The 17,268-nt window shown below is 59.8% G+C and carries 18 protein-coding genes and 3 tRNA genes; 11 read left to right on the plus strand and 10 right to left on the minus strand.

The annotated features are described in order from the left end of the window. Nucleotides 1-20 precede the first annotated feature (20 nt). From BM254_RS10510 to BM254_RS10555, 10 genes are read left to right on the plus strand one after another with little or no spacing between them, the layout of a single operon-like run. Nucleotides 21-1,505: a putative PEP-binding protein gene (locus tag BM254_RS10510; protein ID WP_092002878.1), complete on the plus strand. Its 1,485-nt coding sequence runs from the start codon at nt 21-23 to the stop codon at nt 1,503-1,505. After that, nucleotides 1,502-2,911 (plus strand): F0F1 ATP synthase subunit beta, encoded by a 1,410-nt coding sequence (gene atpD / locus BM254_RS10515; protein ID WP_092002880.1) that lies wholly within the window; start codon nt 1,502-1,504, stop codon nt 2,909-2,911. The genes BM254_RS10510 and atpD overlap by 4 nt, the downstream gene beginning before the upstream one ends. After that, nucleotides 2,901-3,329, plus strand: a complete 429-nt coding sequence (locus BM254_RS10520; RefSeq protein WP_245777427.1) for a F0F1 ATP synthase subunit epsilon — start codon at nt 2,901-2,903, stop codon at nt 3,327-3,329. Before atpD ends, BM254_RS10520 begins: the two co-directional genes overlap by 11 nt. Then, on the plus strand, nt 3,322-3,636 hold the full coding sequence (locus tag BM254_RS10525) for an AtpZ/AtpI family protein (protein ID WP_092002883.1): 315 nt from the start codon (nt 3,322-3,324) through the stop codon (nt 3,634-3,636). Before BM254_RS10520 ends, BM254_RS10525 begins: the two co-directional genes overlap by 8 nt. Continuing rightward, a complete protein-coding gene (locus tag BM254_RS10530) occupies nt 3,629-3,946 on the plus strand; it encodes an ATP synthase subunit I (RefSeq protein WP_175497253.1) in 318 nt (105 codons plus the stop codon). The genes BM254_RS10525 and BM254_RS10530 overlap by 8 nt, the downstream gene beginning before the upstream one ends. After that, on the plus strand, nt 3,943-4,656 hold the full coding sequence (locus BM254_RS10535; protein WP_092002890.1) for a F0F1 ATP synthase subunit A: 714 nt from the start codon (nt 3,943-3,945) through the stop codon (nt 4,654-4,656). The genes BM254_RS10530 and BM254_RS10535 overlap by 4 nt, the downstream gene beginning before the upstream one ends. A gap of 11 nt (nt 4,657-4,667) precedes the next feature. Further along, entirely contained in the window at nt 4,668-4,946 is a 279-nt protein-coding gene (locus BM254_RS10540) for a F0F1 ATP synthase subunit C (protein WP_092002893.1), read from the plus strand. Nucleotides 4,947-4,949: 3 nt separating this feature from the next. Continuing rightward, nucleotides 4,950-5,717, plus strand: a complete 768-nt coding sequence (locus BM254_RS10545) for a F0F1 ATP synthase subunit B family protein (protein WP_092002896.1) — start codon at nt 4,950-4,952, stop codon at nt 5,715-5,717. A gap of 4 nt (nt 5,718-5,721) precedes the next feature. Beyond that, complete coding sequence (locus tag BM254_RS10550) at nt 5,722-7,251, plus strand: alternate F1F0 ATPase, F1 subunit alpha (protein WP_092002899.1); 1,530 nt, start codon at nt 5,722-5,724, stop codon at nt 7,249-7,251. A gap of 1 nt (nt 7,252) precedes the next feature. After that, nucleotides 7,253-8,155, plus strand: coding sequence for a F0F1 ATP synthase subunit gamma (locus tag BM254_RS10555; RefSeq protein ID WP_092002902.1), 903 nt, complete (start codon nt 7,253-7,255; stop codon nt 8,153-8,155). A 3-nt stretch (nt 8,156-8,158) separates the two neighbouring features. Here BM254_RS10555 and BM254_RS10560 read toward each other — a convergent pair whose 3' ends face one another. From BM254_RS10560 to alaS, 8 genes are all read right to left on the minus strand, one after another. Further along, the gene (locus BM254_RS10560) at nt 8,159-8,668 is read right to left on the minus strand and encodes a BCAM0308 family protein (RefSeq protein ID WP_092002905.1); all 510 of its coding nucleotides are present in this window, start codon (nt 8,666-8,668) and stop codon (nt 8,159-8,161) included. Between the two features lie 38 nt (nt 8,669-8,706). After that, nucleotides 8,707-8,898, minus strand: coding sequence for a hypothetical protein (locus BM254_RS10565; RefSeq protein ID WP_092002909.1), 192 nt, complete (start codon nt 8,896-8,898; stop codon nt 8,707-8,709). A gap of 346 nt (nt 8,899-9,244) precedes the next feature. Beyond that, a tRNA-Arg gene (locus tag BM254_RS10570) sits at nt 9,245-9,321 on the minus strand. A 216-nt stretch (nt 9,322-9,537) separates the two neighbouring features. Next, nucleotides 9,538-9,614: transfer RNA gene (locus BM254_RS10575), tRNA-Arg, on the minus strand. A gap of 81 nt (nt 9,615-9,695) precedes the next feature. Further along, nucleotides 9,696-9,785, minus strand: a tRNA-Ser gene (locus BM254_RS10580). 126 nt (nt 9,786-9,911) lie between these two features. Next, nucleotides 9,912-10,109 carry a carbon storage regulator CsrA gene (gene csrA / locus BM254_RS10585; protein ID WP_092002912.1) on the minus strand — a complete coding sequence of 66 codons (198 nt, stop codon included), beginning with the start codon at nt 10,107-10,109 and terminating at the stop codon, nt 9,912-9,914. Between the two features lie 198 nt (nt 10,110-10,307). Continuing rightward, nucleotides 10,308-11,546, minus strand: a complete 1,239-nt coding sequence (locus tag BM254_RS10590) for an aspartate kinase (RefSeq protein ID WP_092002915.1) — start codon at nt 11,544-11,546, stop codon at nt 10,308-10,310. Nucleotides 11,547-11,652: 106 nt separating this feature from the next. Beyond that, nucleotides 11,653-14,283: an alanine--tRNA ligase gene (gene alaS, locus BM254_RS10595; RefSeq protein WP_092002919.1), complete on the minus strand. Its 2,631-nt coding sequence runs from the start codon at nt 14,281-14,283 to the stop codon at nt 11,653-11,655. Between the two features lie 141 nt (nt 14,284-14,424). Between alaS and BM254_RS10600 the strand changes: the two genes are divergently transcribed. Next, nucleotides 14,425-14,970 (plus strand): RDD family protein, encoded by a 546-nt coding sequence (locus tag BM254_RS10600; RefSeq protein WP_092002922.1) that lies wholly within the window; start codon nt 14,425-14,427, stop codon nt 14,968-14,970. A 14-nt stretch (nt 14,971-14,984) separates the two neighbouring features. Here BM254_RS10600 and lptG read toward each other — a convergent pair whose 3' ends face one another. Beyond that, the gene (gene lptG / locus BM254_RS10605) at nt 14,985-16,046 is read right to left on the minus strand and encodes an LPS export ABC transporter permease LptG (RefSeq protein ID WP_092002924.1); all 1,062 of its coding nucleotides are present in this window, start codon (nt 16,044-16,046) and stop codon (nt 14,985-14,987) included. Further along, nucleotides 16,039-17,142, minus strand: coding sequence for an LPS export ABC transporter permease LptF (lptF, locus tag BM254_RS10610; RefSeq protein WP_092002926.1), 1,104 nt, complete (start codon nt 17,140-17,142; stop codon nt 16,039-16,041). The genes lptG and lptF overlap by 8 nt, the downstream gene beginning before the upstream one ends. Nucleotides 17,143-17,268: the final 126 nt, after the last annotated feature.

The raw sequence follows: 17,268 nt of genomic DNA on the forward strand, positions 1-17,268 counted from the left end.
AATGCCTTACGGAGCCTGATATGGCCGTGCGGGACAGACAGATCTCCAATGAGGAATACTCAGGGCAAAGTCCGGAAGCCCCCGCCCTGCCAACCCCCATGCGTGCGACAAAATGTCGCAGGGTATCCTCCGTTCCCAACGGCTGCCTGAATCGCTTCAGCATCACCCATCGGGGTCGCGAACTGGCTCGAGGCATCGCCATTGGCACTGGCGTTAGCACTGGCACAGTCTGCAAAGCGGAGTCACTGCAGGCAGCTGGCGTTTGCCCGGATCACTGCGTGCTGGTCTGCGCCGACACCGGGCCTGAATGGCTACCGGTTCTGGAGCGTGCCAATGCCGTCGTGACCGAACATGGAACCCGCACCTCCCACACAGCCATCGCATGCCGCGAACTGGGGATTCCTGCCATCGTTAATGCTGGCGAGGCCATTACGCGGCTCAGGAATGGCGATCCCGTTACCGTTTCCTGTGCCGAAGGCGACGAAGGTTTCGTCTACGAGGGTTTTGCGGACATTCAGGTATCGGAGATAAACCCCGACTCCATTCCCACCACCCGCACTCGGATCATGCTCAATCTGGCCAATCCCACAGCTGCCCTGCGCTGGCAAGACCTGCCTGCCGACGGTATCGGCCTCGCGCGGATGGAGTTCCTCATCCGAAACCTCATCGGAGTCCATCCGATGGCCCTGCTCTACCCTGAACGGATTACAAACAAGGAAGAGCGCAAACGGATCTCGGCGCTCACGGCGGGCTGGCAGGATCCCGGAACCTACTTAACGGAAACCCTCGCCCAGGGCATCGCTCAACTGGCTGCCTCCCAATATCCGAAACCGGTCACCATCCGCACCAGCGACTTCAAGACCAACGAGCAGGTAAAACTGATCGGAGGCCGTGACTTCGAACCACTGGAAGCCAATCCGATGCTGGGCTGGCGTGGGGCGAGCCGCTATTACAGTGCCGAATTTCGGGAGGCCTTTGCTCTCGAGTGCCAGGCGATCAGAACAGCAAGGGATGAACTCGCAATGGACAACCTCCGGATCATGATCCCGTTTTGCCGCACGCCGGAGGAAGCGGACAAGGTGCTGGAGGAGTTGTCAGCGAACGGGCTGGTCCGCGGTGAGCGAGGCCTTGCCGTTTACATGACCGCCGAGGTGCCCGCCAATATCGAACTGGCGGACGAATTCAGTGAACGGTTTGACGGTTTCTCCATCGGCACCAATGACCTCACCCAGCTCACCTTCGGTGTGGACCGGGACTCGGAACGCCTGTCAGAACTATTCAATGATCACCATGAAACCATCAAGAGGATGATCGCCCGCCTGATCGATACCGCCCATCGCCATGGCCGGGAAGTCGGCCTCTGCGGGCAGGCACCAAGCGACCATCCGGAGTTTGCGGCGTTTCTGGTCAACTGCGGTATCGATTTTCTTTCGGTGAGCCCGGACAGCTTTCTCAGGGTTAAGGAAAAGGTGGCACAGGCCGAATCCGCAGGAGCAGCGCCATGACCAGCAGGAGCAGGCCTACCGACGGCCAGGGCAGCATCACAGCGGTACGGGGTAACGTGGTGGATGTGTGTTTTGGTTCTGCGCTGCCCTCCCGGAACGCCGAACTGCGAACCGGCAAGGACTGGCATGTGGTGCTGGAGGTGCAGACCCACCTAGATACCGCCACGGTCCGCTGCATTGCCCTGAATTCCACCCGGCGGCTGGCCCGGGGTATGCCGGTCAGACAGACGGGGGCCGGGCTCAAGGTACCGGTCGGCCCCGCATTGCTGGGCCGCATGATCAATGTGTTCGGCAAACCGGTGGATGGCGGCGCGCCCATAGAAACCTCCGAATACTGGCCCATCCACCGCCCCATGTTGCCGCTCGCTGAGCGCACCACCAGTACCGAGATTTTTGAAACCGGCATCAAGGCCATCGATCTGCTCGCGCCCATGGAGCGCGGCGGCAAGTCTGGCATGTTCGGCGGCGCGGGTGTGGGCAAGACGGTTCTGATCAACGAAATGATCAACAACATGGCGGAGCAGTACGAGGGCATCAGCCTGTTCTGCGGCATTGGCGAGCGCATGCGCGAGGCCGAGGATATGTACAGCTCCATGAAGGAATCCGGGGTGCTGGAAAAAGCCGTGCTGGTCTACGGCCAGATGAACGAGCCACCGGGCGCCCGGTTCCGGGTCGGCCATGCGGCATTGACCATCGCGGAGCACTTCCGGGATGTGCAGAAGCGGGATGTGTTGCTGCTGATCGATAATGTCTTCCGGTTCGTGCAGTCCGGCACCGAGGTGTCCGGCCTGATGGGGCGGATTCCATCCCGGGTGGGTTACCAGCCGACCCTGGCCACCGAACTGGCGGCCCTGGAGGAGCGGATCTGCAGCTCACGCAACGGCAGTATCACGTCGGTGCAGGCGGTCTATGTGCCCGCGGATGACCTGACGGATCCTTCCGCCACCCATATTTTCTCGCACCTGACCGCCTCCATCGTTCTGTCCCGGAAACGGGCCAGTCAGGGCCTGTACCCTGCTGTAGACCCGTTGAAAACCGATTCGAAAATGCTGACCCCCACCATTGTCGGCCATCGCCATTACCGGGTAGCCCAGGCCGTGCGCAGCACCCTGGCGGAATACGAGGATCTCAAGGACATTATCTCCATGCTCGGAATGGAAGAACTGTCCCGGGAAGACCGGGCCACGGTCAGCAAGGCTCGAAGGCTGGAGCGTTTCCTGACCCAGCCCTTCTTCACCACCGGGCAGTTCACCGGCAAAAGCGGTCGTCTCGTGCCCCTGGAAAAAACCATCGCCGGCTGCGAGCGGATACTGGCCGGCGAGTTCGAGAAGGTCAGCGAGAAAGCGCTGTACATGATTGGTGACATCGATGAAGTGGACATTCCGGAGGCCAGCCATGAGTCCTGATCAACCATCGCCCCCCGGCTCCATGCACCTCCGTTTGTTGCTGCCAACGGAAGTGCTGCTGGAGCAGCCCGTCTCCAAAATCATTGCTGAGGCGGAAAACGGCGAGTTCTGCCTGTTGCCCAGGCACATCGATTTTGTGGCGGCACTGGTACCGGGCGTCCTTTCCTTCTATACCGTGGAGGGGGAGGAACATTTTGCCGCCGTGGACCGGGGCATCCTGGTGAAGTGCGGGCGCGATGTGTCCATCTCCACGCCCCAGGGCGTCATCGGAACGGACATCACCGAGTTGCAGGCACTGATCGAGGAACGCTTCCTGGAGCTGGACGAACACGAACGCAAGGCCCGCAGCGCCCTGGCCCGGCTTGAAGCCGGTGCCTTGCGGCGGTTCCTTGATCTGAGGGAAGAATTCCATGGCTGATGACCCCAACACACCGGGGACAGACAAGGACCCCGGAGATCTGGGCCGCAAAGTGGGCCGCCGGGCCGAGCGCAAGCGGCAAGCCCGGGCGAGGGGCCGCCGGACGGCCTGGTTCGGGCTGGGCATGTTCGGGTTGGTGGGCTGGTCTGTGGCGGTTCCGACCCTGATCGGCATCGCCATCGGGGTCTGGGCCGACCGGCGCTGGCCCGGGGAGGTTTCCTGGACACTGACCCTGCTGATTATCGGCGTGGCACTGGGTTGCCTGAATGCCTGGTACTGGATCAAACAGGAGAGTGAGGATGATTGAAGGAGAAACCCTTGCCGGAGTCATGCTGGGCTACGGGGCCAGTTTTGCGTTCGGTTGCCTGCTGGGTAGCGCCTTTCTCTGGGGCCTGTGGCTGACCGTCCGCCGGTTACCAACCGCTGATCATCCCGCCTTGCTGATGCTCGCCAGCCTGTTAATCCGGTTTGGAATCACCCTCGCGGGATTCCTGTTGCTTGCCCGAGTGGCCGGCTGGGAGTATTTGCTGGTGGCGGCAATCGGCTTCACCCTGCCCCGGCTGGTCATGAAGCACCGGATTCAGGCCACCCTGGCCGGGGAGGATCCGCAGGCATGACCATCACGCCGGACAGCATTGTCTATTGGCAATGGGGCGATTTCGCCCTGAATGCGACCATCGTGTTTACCTGGCTGGTGATGGCGCTGCTCACTCTGGGCTCCTGGCTGGTCACCCGGGGACTGTCCGAAGACCCCAAGCTGTCTCGCTGGCAGAACCTGCTGGAAGTGCTGGTGGTCGGCATCCGGAACCAGATTGCCCAGGTCAGCCACCAACAACCGGGGCCCTACCTGCCCTTCGTCGGCACCCTGTTCCTGTTCATCGCCATGGCCAACCTGCTCAATGTGATTCCCGGTTACATGGCTCCCACGGGGTCACTGTCGACCACCACGGCCCTGGCCATCTGCGTGTTTGTGGCGGTGCCGGTATTCGGCATTGCCAGCAAGGGTGCCGGGGAGTACCTCCAGCATTACATCAAGCCGACCCCGCTGATGCTGCCGTTCAACGTGATTGGCGAGGTTTCCCGCACCGTGGCCCTGGCTGTGCGCCTTTACGGCAACATCATGAGCGGTACGGTGATTGTCGCTATTTTGCTGAGCCTGACGCCCTATTTCTTTCCGGTGGTCATGCAGTTACTGGGGCTGCTCACCGGCATGATCCAGGCTTACATCTTTGCCATTCTCGCCATGGTCTACATCGCTTCGGCCACCTCGGCCCATGAACATGGCGAGTCCGATGAACACCAGCACAACACACCCTCGGAACCCTAAAGGAGTTGCCTATGGACAGTATTTCCCTGATCGGCATGGTGTCGGTTATCACCGCCGGCCTGACCATCGCTATCGGCTCGATCGGGCCCGCGTTCGGGGAAGCCCGCGCCGTGGCCCAGGCCCTGAGCGCCATTGCCCAGCAGCCGGATGAATCCGCCACGATTACCCGCACGCTGTTCGTGGGTCTGGCCATGATCGAGTCAACCGCGATCTACTGCTTTGTGGTGGCGATGATCCTGATCTTCGCCAATCCGTTCTGGGATCACGTAACGGCCGCCGCCGGAGGCTGATCCATGGAGATCAACTGGATCACGGTCTCAGCCCAGGTCGTCAACTTCCTGATCCTGGTCTGGCTGCTCAAGCATTTCCTCTATCAGCCGGTGATCCGGGCCATGGACCGGCGTGATCAGAAAATCCGCAACCGCATGGACGAGGCGGACAGCCGTGAGCAGGAGGCGCTCAGGGAGAAACAAAGCTACCAGCAGAAACTGGCCAGTTTCGAGAAAGAACGGGAGGAATTGCTGGAAGAGACCCGCCAGGAAGCGAGGCAGACCCGCAGCCAGATGATCGATCAGGCCCGGGAGGAAACCGCCCGTGTACGTAGCCACTGGATGCGGGAAGTCAGCGAGGAAAAGACGGCATTTATCGACGGGTTGAGGCACCAGTCCCTGGAGGTAGTCGAAACCGTTATCCGGAAGGCCCTGCAGGATCTGGCCGACGAACGACTTGAGGAGCGCATTGCCCATACCTTCATCCGCAAACTGCATGAGCTGGATGAGGAAACCCGCGAAGCCCTGGGGCGCTCTTCAGAACCGGCCACCATTGCCACTTCCTTCGAGCTTGATCCAGGCCAGCGCAGCACCCTCACCCGCGCGATTCACGAACTGGTCGGCGCTGACCTGGCGGTCAACTACACCCAAGTACCGGAGCTGATCTGCGGCGTCGAACTGACCTGTGAAAGCCAGCGGATCAGCTGGAACCTGTCCGATTATCTGGAAGAGCTTACCGCCAGCGTCGAGAAGGCCTTCGAGCCTCTCGAAACCACCGAGCCGGGAGCCTGACGCCATGCTGATTCAGATGCTGGATGAGACCATGGCCACCATCCGGACCGTGGCCCAGGACAACCGGTTCACCCTGCACAGCCAGGAAACGGGGACCGTGCTGCAGGTGGGTGGCGGCATTGCCCGGGTGCGGGGCCTCGCCAGCGTTACCTCGGAGGAGCTGGTGCAGTTTCCCGATGGGGTTCTCGGGGTGGCCATCAACCTGGAGCCGGAGGAAGTGGGCATCATGCTGCTGGGCGACAGCGACAAGCTCAGTGCCGGCATACGGGTGACCGCAACCGGTCGGGAAACCGATACCCCCGTGGGCGACGGGCTGCTGGGCCGGGTGATTGACGCCACCGGTCGGGTGCTGGACGGGGGCAAACCGCTTGAGTTCCATGAACGCCGCCCCATTGAACGACCGGCACCGGAAATCATCGAGCGGGCGCCGGTGACCACGCCGCTGGAGACCGGCATCAAATCCATCGACGCCCTCATTCCCATTGGCCGGGGGCAGCGGGAACTGATCCTCGGCGACCGGCAGACCGGCAAGACCTCCATTGCCATCGACACCATCATCAACCAGCGAGACAAGGATGTAGTATGCATCTACTGTGCGGTCGGCCAGCGTGCCACCTCGGTGGCCAAGGTGGTGGGAACCCTCCGCGAACACAAGGCCATGGAACATACCGTGGTGGTGGTCGCCTCGGACGACGATCCCCCGGGCCTGCGCTACATCACGCCCTACGCCGCCACCACCATGGCGGAGTATTTCATGGAACAGGGCCAGGATGCGCTGATCGTCTACGACGACCTGACCCGCCATGCCAGAGCCTACCGGGAGCTGTCACTGCTGTTACGACGGCCGCCGGGCCGGGAGGCGTATCCGGGTGATATCTTCTACATCCATTCCCGGCTGCTTGAGCGTAGCACTCACCTGCGCAGCGAATTCGGCGGCGGTTCACTGACCGCGCTGCCCGTGATCGAGACCCAGGCCCAGGATATCTCCGCCTACATTCCCACCAACCTGATATCCATCACCGACGGCCAGATCTACCTGTCGCCAACGTTGTTCCAGAAAGGTCTCCTGCCGGCCATCCACGTGGGTAAATCGGTGTCACGGGTGGGCGGGAAAACCCAGCATCCTTCGCTGCGCAGCGTTGCCAGCGATTTGCGCCTCGCCTACTCGCAGTTCGAGGAACTGGAGACCTTTGCACGATTTTCCACCCGCCTGGACGACGATACCCGCGCCACCATCGAGCGCGGCCGGCGGGTTCGGGAGGTGCTGAAACAGCACGAACACCAGCCCCTGAGAGCCTGCGAGCAGGCCGTCATTCTCTTCGCGGTTAATGCGGGGCTGCTGGATGACCTGCCAGCAGAAAAGGTGACGGAAGCGGAGCAGAAGATTCAGCAGCACCTGGTGTCGGCCCTGCCGGAAATCTGCGCACAAATGGACGCCGGCAAGAAGCTGGATGACGAACAGTGGCAGCGGACCACCGAGTGCATTCAGGATGCACTGGCAGAATTCGCACCTTCGGAAACGGACGACACCTGACATGGAATCGCTCGAGCATCTGCAGAAACAGCTGGACAGCCTTGACGACCTCCGTGGCATCGTGAAAACCATGAAGGCGCTCTCGGCGGCCAATATCCACCAGTACGAGCAGGCCGTTCGGGCACTCTCGGGCTACTACCGGACCGTTGAAATGGGGCTGCACGTGGTCCTGAAGGACTTTGATCCCTCAAGCTTCGCGGCGGTTTCCAGTTCAGAGGGGCATCGGCTGGGCGCTGTCATTTTCGGTTCGGATCATGGACTGTGCGGGCGTTTCAACGAGGAAATCGTGGAGTTTTCGCTCGAACGCATGGAGGGCATTCCGGCGGACAAGGACAACCGGAGAATCCTCGCCGTGGGTACCAGGGCCGCAGCCAGCCTGGAACACGCCGGGCAAGCTATCGAGGAGGAGTTTCCGGTACCGGGCTCGGCCAGCCAGATCACCAAAACCGTCGGCCAGATTCTCCTGAAGATCGATGAATGGCGCGAACAGGGCGGCGTGCATTATGTCTACCTGTTTTACAACCGCCACTCCAGGATGCAGGGCTACCACCCCACCGGCGTAGAGCTGTTACCGGTAAACCTCAGACGTTTCCACCGGCTGGAAGAGGAACCCTGGCCCTCCCGCAGCCTGCCCACCTACAGCATGGACCGGGCAGCACTGTTCCGGCGTCTGTTGGATCAGTATCTGTTCGTTCTGCTGTTCCGGGCCTGCGCGGAATCCCAGGCCAGCGAACATGGTGGGCGCCTGGCCGCCATGCAGGCGGCCGAACGTAATCTGGAGGAAAGACTCGGTGACGTGACGATGGACTACCGACGCGCCAGGCAAACGGTCATAACCTCGGAACTGCTGGACCTTGTGGCCGGATTCGAGGCTATTGAAACCGATGCCGGGCGTTCACTCTAACGGTTACTGATCGCGGTTCCAGTAAACCCGGACGAGATTCGACTCCTTGGTGTACTGGATTTCCAGGTCACCTTCGTAGGCCCGCTCAATGGCCTCCCCGGTGCCCCGGGGCAGGTGGAGGTCTGTGAACTTCACTATCAGCTCTCCTTCCGGCCCATCCTCGACACCCATCAGACGCTTCATCGGGTGCTCTGCCTTCTCTTCTTCCACCTTGTTCTGGATCAGCTTCAGGATTTCGTCCCTGTGCTTGCCGAGGAAAGCCCCGGTGAGTGTAAGTATGCCCGCCGGCATGTCATCCCGGATCCGCTCACAGGCCGGGCACATCAGCTCGTGGGCATCACTCACCGGCTCTGTTGACCACTGCCAGCGCCCTTTCTGGAAAACCGCGTTGCATTGCGGGCAAACAGTCGGCTCCTTGGGCTTGCTCCGGGCCATGTACGGATCGTGAATTTCCTCCTGGATCAACCTGTCACGGCGACCGCGTTCGGCTACATCACCATCTTTTCCACTCATAGATTTGCTCCTTTCCCTGTTAGTCCGGAATGCCGGTGTCAATGCAGCCTGTGCCGCTCAAAGATCTCCCGGACTTCCCGCTCGGTTTCCTCCGGCACAATCACCTTGACCTGCTTGGCGTCTTCATCGATGTAGATGTTGTCCCGTGGAATGCCGGTTGCGATCAGATCATCCCAGGTGTTCTTGGCCTGGTCGTGATCGTCGTAGGAGCCGTTTATGGTTTTATTCATGGGTGGATCTCCTTGCCAAATGATTTGCTTGCACCTTGAAGAATAGGCAGGAGGGTGTGATTTGTGCAAATAGTGATCGGACGGAAATTGACGGAGAGCAATACAACGCAAAACGCCTCAGCCTGTGGGGTACACAAACTGAGGCGTCTCGACTTCAATATGGCGCGGCTGGGAGGATTATTCGGGCCTTCGGCCCTCACCCCCTTCGGGGGCCGCCGTCGCTTTGCTCCGGCGTTCCTCAACCCACTGCGTGGGTTTCGGTCGAACCTCTTTCGGTTCAAATCCTTTCAGACTCCGAGATCTGCAAATAAAAAACCCCGCACGAGGCGGGGTTTTTTATTTGATATGGCGCGGCTGGGAGGATTCGAACCTCCGACCGCCTGGTTCGTAGCCAGGTACTCTATCCAGCTGAGCTACAGCCGCTTTTAACCTTTTAATCCTCTCCAATCTGGCGAATAGCCTTTGGGGAGGATTATTCGGGCCTTCGGCCCTCACCCCCTTCGGGGGCCGCCGTCGCTTTGCTCCGGCGTTCCTCAACCCACTTCGTGGGTTTCGGTCGAACCTCTTTCGGTTCAAATCCCGTCTGACTTATGAGTACGTCTCAATGTCAGTGGTGCACGAAAGAGTGTTCTAAAATAGTGGCGCGGCTGGGAGGATTCGAACCTCCGACCGCCTGGTTCGTAGCCAGGTACTCTATCCAGCTGAGCTACAGCCGCGCATCAAAACTCTTATTTCAGGTTTCTTCCTGAATAGTTGAGTGCTACCTCAACGGTCCTCTGCCTTCCGCAAAAAGGAAATGGCGGAGAGGGAGGGATTCGAACCCTCGGTACGATTGCTCGTACGGTTCCTTAGCAGGGAACTGGTTTCAGCCACTCACCCACCTCTCCTTGAGAACGGGGCGTATACTACCATAATTTTTCTGTTTTCATAGGGTTGACACGAGATTTTTCAGCCTCGATTTACCCGGATATAAAAAAAGCCGTTCGGGATATTCCTGAACGGCTTTTTACTGATCAACGATTGCCCGGTTCCGGCTCTTCGGAGCCTTTTTCGGATTGAATCCGCTGATAGATTTCTTCGCGGTGTACCGCAACATCCTTCGGGGCGTTTACACCAATGCGAACCTGATTCCCCTTCACTCCAAGAACGGTGACAGTGATTTCATCACCGATCATCAGAGTTTCGCCAACGCGGCGAGTCAAAATCAACATATCCCTTACTCCCTATCCAGAGCTTCTACCTGTTCCGAAAAAAAATGCTTTTGCGTACTTTTTGTACTTCTTACTTTTATAATGGGATCACTGATCGATCAACAGACGCACATTCACTTATACGAATGCAATTTCTGATAGATTCGATTAATGACTCCCTTGTTATGAGACCCTCGGATAAGCCTGGCATCCGCTGGTTCAGGCCTCTTCCTGTACCCCGTTCTTGTCCAGCTCAAAAGCACTATGCAGTGCACGAACGGCAAGTTCGAGATATTTCTCATCGATCACCACGGAAATCTTGATTTCCGATGTGGAGATCATCTGAATGTTGATGCCTTCATTGGACAGCGCTTCGAACATCCGGGAGGCAACACCCGCGTGGGAGCGCATGCCCACACCCACGATGCTGACCTTGGCAATCTTGCTGTCGCCAACCACTTCGCCGGCGGTCAGTTCATCGGCAACGCCCTGGAGCACTTCCTTCGCCCGCTTGAAGTCGTTGCGGTGAACGGTAAACGTGAAGGCAGTCTTGTTATCCTCACCCACGTTCTGGACGATCATGTCGACTTCGATATTGGCGTCGCTGACCGGCTTCAGGATACGCGAGGCGCTGCCCGGGGTATCGGGAACACCGGAAATAGTCAGTTTGGCTTCATCACGGTTAAAAGCAATGCCGGAAACAACCGGTTGTTCCATGGCGTTTTCATCCTCAAATGTAATCAGGGTGCCCTCGCCTTCCTGGAAGCTGGACAGCACCCGTAATGGAACGTTGTATTTACCTGCAAACTCGACGGAACGAATCTGGAGCACCTTGGACCCCAGGCTCGCCATTTCGAGCATTTCCTCGAACGTGATCCGCTCCAGGCGACGTGCACTGTCAACGACCCGTGGATCGGTGGTGTAAACACCATCTACATCAGTGTAGATCTGGCACTCATCTGCCTTCAATGCCGCCGCCAATGCCACTGCGGTAGTATCGGAACCGCCACGGCCGAGAGTCGTGATATTGCCGTTCTCGTCGATACCCTGGAATCCGGCTACGACGACCACCCGGCCGGCATCGAGGTCGGAGCGCATGTTGTGCTCGTCAATGTGCTGGATGCGTGCCTTGGTGTGGCTGCTGTCGGTGAGGATCCGCACCTGGGAACCGGTGTAGGAACGGGCATCACAACCTCGTTTCTGCAGGGCCATGGACAGCAGGGCGATGGTGACCTGCTCACCGGTGGAGACCAGTACATCCATCTCCCGGGGCGTAGGCTCTTCCATAATGTCATTGGCAAGAGCAATCAGGCGGTTGGTTTCGCCGCTCATGGCGGAAACCACGACCACCACATCGTGTCCTTCCTTGCGGAACCGGCATACCTTCTCGGCAACCGCTTCTATGCGCTCGGTGGTTCCCACCGAGGTACCACCAAATTTCTGAACCAACAGAGCCATGTCTTTCCCAAACTCCGATACGGGGCTTCGCAGCGGGGGCCTGCCCCGCCAATCAAAAGAAAACGGGCGGGATTATAAACCCCAGCCCGCTTCCAAAAACAGTTGCTTAAGCGATATTTTTTTCAACCCAGGCCGGCACACCGTCGAGGGCCTCCGCCAGCCTGGATGGATCGTTGCCACCGCCCTGGGCCATGTCCGGTCGGCCACCGCCCTTGCCATCCACCTGGGCGGCCAGATGCTTCATCAGGTCGCCGGCCTTGATGCGATTCGTGGCGGACTTGGTCACGCCGGCCACAAGAATCACTTTGCCATCCTCGACCGTCGCCAGCACGACTACGCCCTCACCCAGCTTGTTCTTCAGCTGGTCAGCGGTTTCCATCAGGGCCTTGCGGTCTGCGCCTTCCAGTTCGGCGGCGACGACCTTCAGGCCGGCAACGTCCACCGCAGAGCCGGCCAGGTCAGTGCCCGCGGAGCTGGCAAGCTTCGCCTTGAGTGCGTCCACTTCCTTCTCGAGCTGGCGATTGCGGTCCAGCGCGTTCTGGACCTTTTCCACCACGGTTTCACGGGTCGCCCGGACCAGCTTCGCGGTATCGCGCAGCGTCCGCTCGGTTTCCTCGACCCACTCCAGGGCGCCGAAACCGGTCACCGCCTCGATGCGGCGAACGCCGGAGGAAATGCCGCTTTCAGAGGTAATACGGAACAGGCCGATATCACCGGTGCGGGCCACATGAGTACCACCGCACAGTTCGACTGAGTAATTGTCGGTACCCATGCTCAGGACACGGACGCTATCACCGTACTTCTCACCGAACAGGGCCATCGCACCTTTCTCTTTGGCGCTTTCCATGTCGGTAATTTCGGTCTGGACCGGGGTGTTCTCCAGCACCTGCTCGTTCACCTGGCGCTCGATTTCCCGGAGCTGCTCAGGCGTCACCGCCTCGAAGTGGGAGAAGTCGAAACGCAGCTTGTCCGGATCCACCAGGGAACCCTTCTGGGTCACGTGTTCTCCCAGCACCTTGCGCAGGGCGGCGTGCAGCAAGTGGGTCGCCGAGTGGTTACGCTTGGTGCGCTCGCGGCGGGCGTGGTCGATGCGGGCATCCACCTCCAGCCCCGGGAACAGTTCACCCTCGATCACGGTACCGATGTGCAGGTGGTTGTTACCTTCCTTGCGGGTATCGGTGACCTTGAACCGGCCGCCGCTCCAGGTCAGCAGGCCGGTATCGCCCACCTGACCACCGGATTCGGCATAGAACGGGGTACGTTCCAGTACCACCACCGCTTCATCGCCGGCCTCGGCGTTTTTCTCGTCGGTGCCTACCAATACGGTACGAATGCGCTCGTGACCATCGATGTGGTCGTAACCGGTGAACTCGGTCTCGCCTTCGAGCTTCAGACCGGTGGCGTTGTAGTCGATGCCGAACTTGCTGGCGGCACGGGCACGGTCACGCTGGGCTTCCATCGCCTTTTCATAGCCTTCGTAATCCAGGGTCAGGCCACGCTCACGGGCGATGTCGTTGGTCAGGTCCACCGGGAATCCGTAGGTGTCATACAGGGTGAAAATGGTCTCACCCGGAATCTCGGATCCTTTCAGCTCGGCGATATCCTGCTCCAGCAGACGAAGGCCCTTATCCAGGGTCTTGGCAAACTGTTCTTCTTCCTGCAGCAGTACCTTTTCGATCTGCTTCTGGCTGCTGGCCAGCTGCGGGTAGGCCTCGCCCATCAGTTTCACCAGGGCATCGGTGAGCTTGTAGAAGAACGGCTCGGTGGCGCCCAGCTTGTTGCCGTGGCGCGCGGCCCTGCGGATGATGCGGCGCAGCACGAAGCCACGGCCTTCATTGGAGGGCATGACGCCGTCGGCGATCAGGAAGGCACAGGAACGGATATGGTCCGCCACCACGCGCAGAGATGCTTCGGTGGTCGCCACGCCGCCCAGGATTTCAGAAGCCGCCTTCAGCAGATTCTGGAACAGGTCGATTTCATAGTTGCTGTGCACGCCCTGCAACACCGCGGTGATACGCTCCAGGCCCATGCCGGTGTCCACAGACGGCTTGGGCAGCTTGAGCATTTCGCCATCAGCCGTACGGTTGTACTGCATGAACACCACGTTCCAGATCTCGATGTAGCGGTCGCCATCCTCTTCCGGGCTGCCGGGAGGGCCACCGGCCACTTCCGGGCCGTGGTCATAGAAAATCTCGGTACAGGGACCGCAGGGGCCGGTATCGCCCATCTGCCAGAAGTTGTCTGAGGCGTAACGGGCACCTTTGTTGTCACCGATACGGACGATGCGGTCCGCGGGCACACCGATTTCCTTGTTCCAGATATCGTAGGCCTCGTCGTCCTCGGCGTAGACGGTCACCCAGAGCTTGTCCTTGGGCAGGTTCAGCCACTGCTCACCGGTCAGGAAGGTCCAGGCGTAGTTGATGGCTTCGCGCTTGAAGTAGTCACCGAAGCTGAAGTTACCCAGCATTTCAAAGAAAGTGTGGTGACGCGCAGTGTAACCGACGTTCTCCAGGTCATTGTGCTTGCCACCGGCACGCACGCATTTCTGGGAGGTGGTGGCTCGGGTATAGTCGCGCTCTTCGCGGCCAAGGAACACATCCTTGAACTGGTTCATGCCCGCGTTGGTGAACAGCAATGTGGGATCGTCATGGGGTACGAGCGAACTGCTCTCGACAATGGTGTGCCCCTGCTGTCTGAAATACTCGAGAAACGCCTGTCGCAACTCTGCGGTTTTCATAGACCTTTGATACCTTTCCAGAAACCCGGCGGGGAGCCCCTCGGGTCCGCGATTGAATACGAATACTTACATGCGTGTGCAAATCCGCTACTCTAGCACACGCCGAGAACATGAAAAACGTGAAACCTCACAGGAGACCCCATGCCCCGACGCTTTCATGACGCCGAGGAACTGCTCCCGCCAGCAACGTTTACCAAGCGCGCCCTCGCCATCATTTACGATGGTCTGATCAGCATCGCCGTGTTGCTGGTGGCCACCTGGGTGTACACCATGATTGCCGGCTGGATCATCGGCTGGGAACACTACGAACAGATGGCTGAATCCGGCCAGTTATCCGGGGACCCGGGCCTGACCTTCGTGCTCTTCCTGGTGCTGTACCTCTTCTTCGCCTACTTCTGGACCCGGATCGGACAGACTCTGGGCATGCAGGTGTGGCGGATCCGCATCGAAAACCTGGACGGCACCTCCGTGACCTGGACCCAGGCCCTGCTGCGCTACGGCACTGCCGCGGCGGTGATCTTCATCACCATGCTGGCCGGCTATTACGTGGGACCTGTCACCCTGCTCCTGACCATTCCTGCCATCATTGCCCTGTTCCTGCCGATCAACGGGCTATCGGTTACCGACCGCACATCCAACAGCGTGGTCGTCCAGGTACCCAGGGAAGCGAAGAAAAAGAAACTCTGAGTCCGGCCGGGGAGTTACCCGGCCCGCCGCATAAGCACGGCGCCCACCGCCGCGTTGACCGCGATCGGAATCAGCACCGCCAGCATCGGATTGAAACCGTACACCACGCTCATGGGGCCGAGCAGGTCCTGCATATACTTGAACAGCAGACCCACCAAAAGACCGGTGAACACCCGGAACCCCATGGTAACGGACCGCAGCGGCCCGAAGATGAACGAGATGGCCACCAGCACCATCACCGCCGTTCCCAGCGGCATCAGGGTCTTTTTCCAGAACGCCAGCCAGTAGTTGGCCGCGTTCAGGTCCTGCTCGTCAAGATAGGATGCGTAGGTGTAGAGACCCGTCATCGACAGGTTCTCGGGCTTGACGATGAGCACGCTGAGAACCTGCGGCGTCAGCCCGGTTTCCCAGCGCAATACCTGTTGTTTTTCCAGGCGCGTGCCGTCTTCTCCGATATGGGTTGTACGCACCTTCTCCAGTGACCAGTAATCACCCTGGTAGATCCCCCGCTCAGCGAAGCTGGAGGATTCCAGCTGCATGTCATCACTGAACCGGAACAGGGAAACCCCGTGCAGCACGCCATTGGGCTGCACGGCATTGAGGTGCATGAACACATTCCCTTCCCGGTGCCACACCCCGTGGGCTGAGGCCACGTTCTTGCCGGCCCCAAGGGCCATCGCCTTCTCGCTCTGGGCGTAGCGCTCGGCGGGCGGCGCCACGTATTCGCCGATCACTACTCCCAGCAGAACCACCACCAGGGCGGGCTTCATGGCCGACCAGACAATGCGCTTCAGGGAAACACCGGCGGCCCGTATGACCGTGAGCTCCGAGGAGCTTGCCATGGAGCCAAGGCCGATCAGACACCCCATGAACGCACCGAGCGGCAGATAGTCATAGATCCGCCGGGGCAGCGTGAGCATCACGTACCACAGTGCCTGCAGGGTGTCGTAGTCGTTGCGGGTATCTTCAAGCTCACCGATAAAAGCAAAGATCAGGTCCAGCGACAGCACCACCACCATGACCAGGAACATCGCCCCGCCCACGGTGCGCATGGTATAGGCATCAATCTTACGCATGGCTCGCGCCCTCCCTCATCAGACGGCGCCGGTGCAGCCAGGGAGGGCCAAACTGCAGCCACAGACCAAACAACAGGAACAGGGCATGAACCCAGAGCATGCCGACCCACTCCGGCACCTTGCCGTCAGCCAGGGCATCCCGGGCTACGATGAGCAAGCCGAGGTATGTGATGTAAACCAGCATGGCCGGCAGCAGATGGAAGAACCGCCCCTGCCTCGGGTTAACCCGGCTCAGGCGCACCGCCAGAAGAGTGACGATGGGCACAATCAGCGGCAGCGACAGCCGCCAGTGCAGCATGGCGCGATCCTCGGGATCATCCGATGCCCATAACCGCGCGGTGCTGACACCATCCTCGAGCTCGACATCCCGCGCGGTGCCACTCTGGATCTTGAGGCCGTAAGCCCCGAACTCCGTCACTTTGTAATCCAGCGCCCCGGGCGAACCGTCAAACCTGGCGCCCTCTTCCAGAATCAGAAACCGGCTCCCGGTTTCCTGGTCAATCAGCTGGGAACCGGCCTCCGCCGTGATGATACTCAGGCCCTCGCCATTGCGACCGTATTCCGCAATGAACACGCCCTCCAGACGACGCTTGTCATCGCTGAGATCTTCCGTGTAGGTCACCCGGCCGCCGGAAAGCAGGTTCTGGAAGCGGCCCGGCGCCAGCATCTCGAACTCGGTGGCCTTGGCCTGCTCGGCAAAGATGTACTCCACCTGTTTCATGCCCCACGGGGATACGTACAAACTCATGGCGCCGACCGTCAGCATCACCGGCAGACTGCCCAGCAGGGTTTTGGTCAGAAGCTGCCGGTCACTAATGCCGCAGGCCGACAGCACCGTCATCTCGCTTTCGAGATACATCCGCCCATAGGCGAGCAGGATGCCGATGAACAGGCCAAGCGGAAGGATAAGCTCAAGGAAGCCGGGGAACCGGTACATCATGATCAGCGCCAGCACATCCGCCGACAACTTGCCCTCGGCGGCACTGGCCAGGTACTTCAGGAAGCGGCCACTCATGAAAACCAGCAGCAGGATGCCGGAGACAGCAACCATGCTGATCATGACCTGGCGAATGAGATAACGGAAAATAATGCTCAAAACGGTCTCTCTGGCCGCACCTGCGGAAACGAATGGAGGAATCCTGAAACAGCGCGTATTCTATGTAACCTTTGGTCTGAATGACAGAGCCGGCGGATTACAACCGGGCCATCGCGGTACCTGCCC

It is taken from the genome of Marinobacter pelagius, assembly GCF_900114925.1.
GTDB lineage: Bacteria > Pseudomonadota > Gammaproteobacteria > Pseudomonadales > Oleiphilaceae > Marinobacter > Marinobacter pelagius.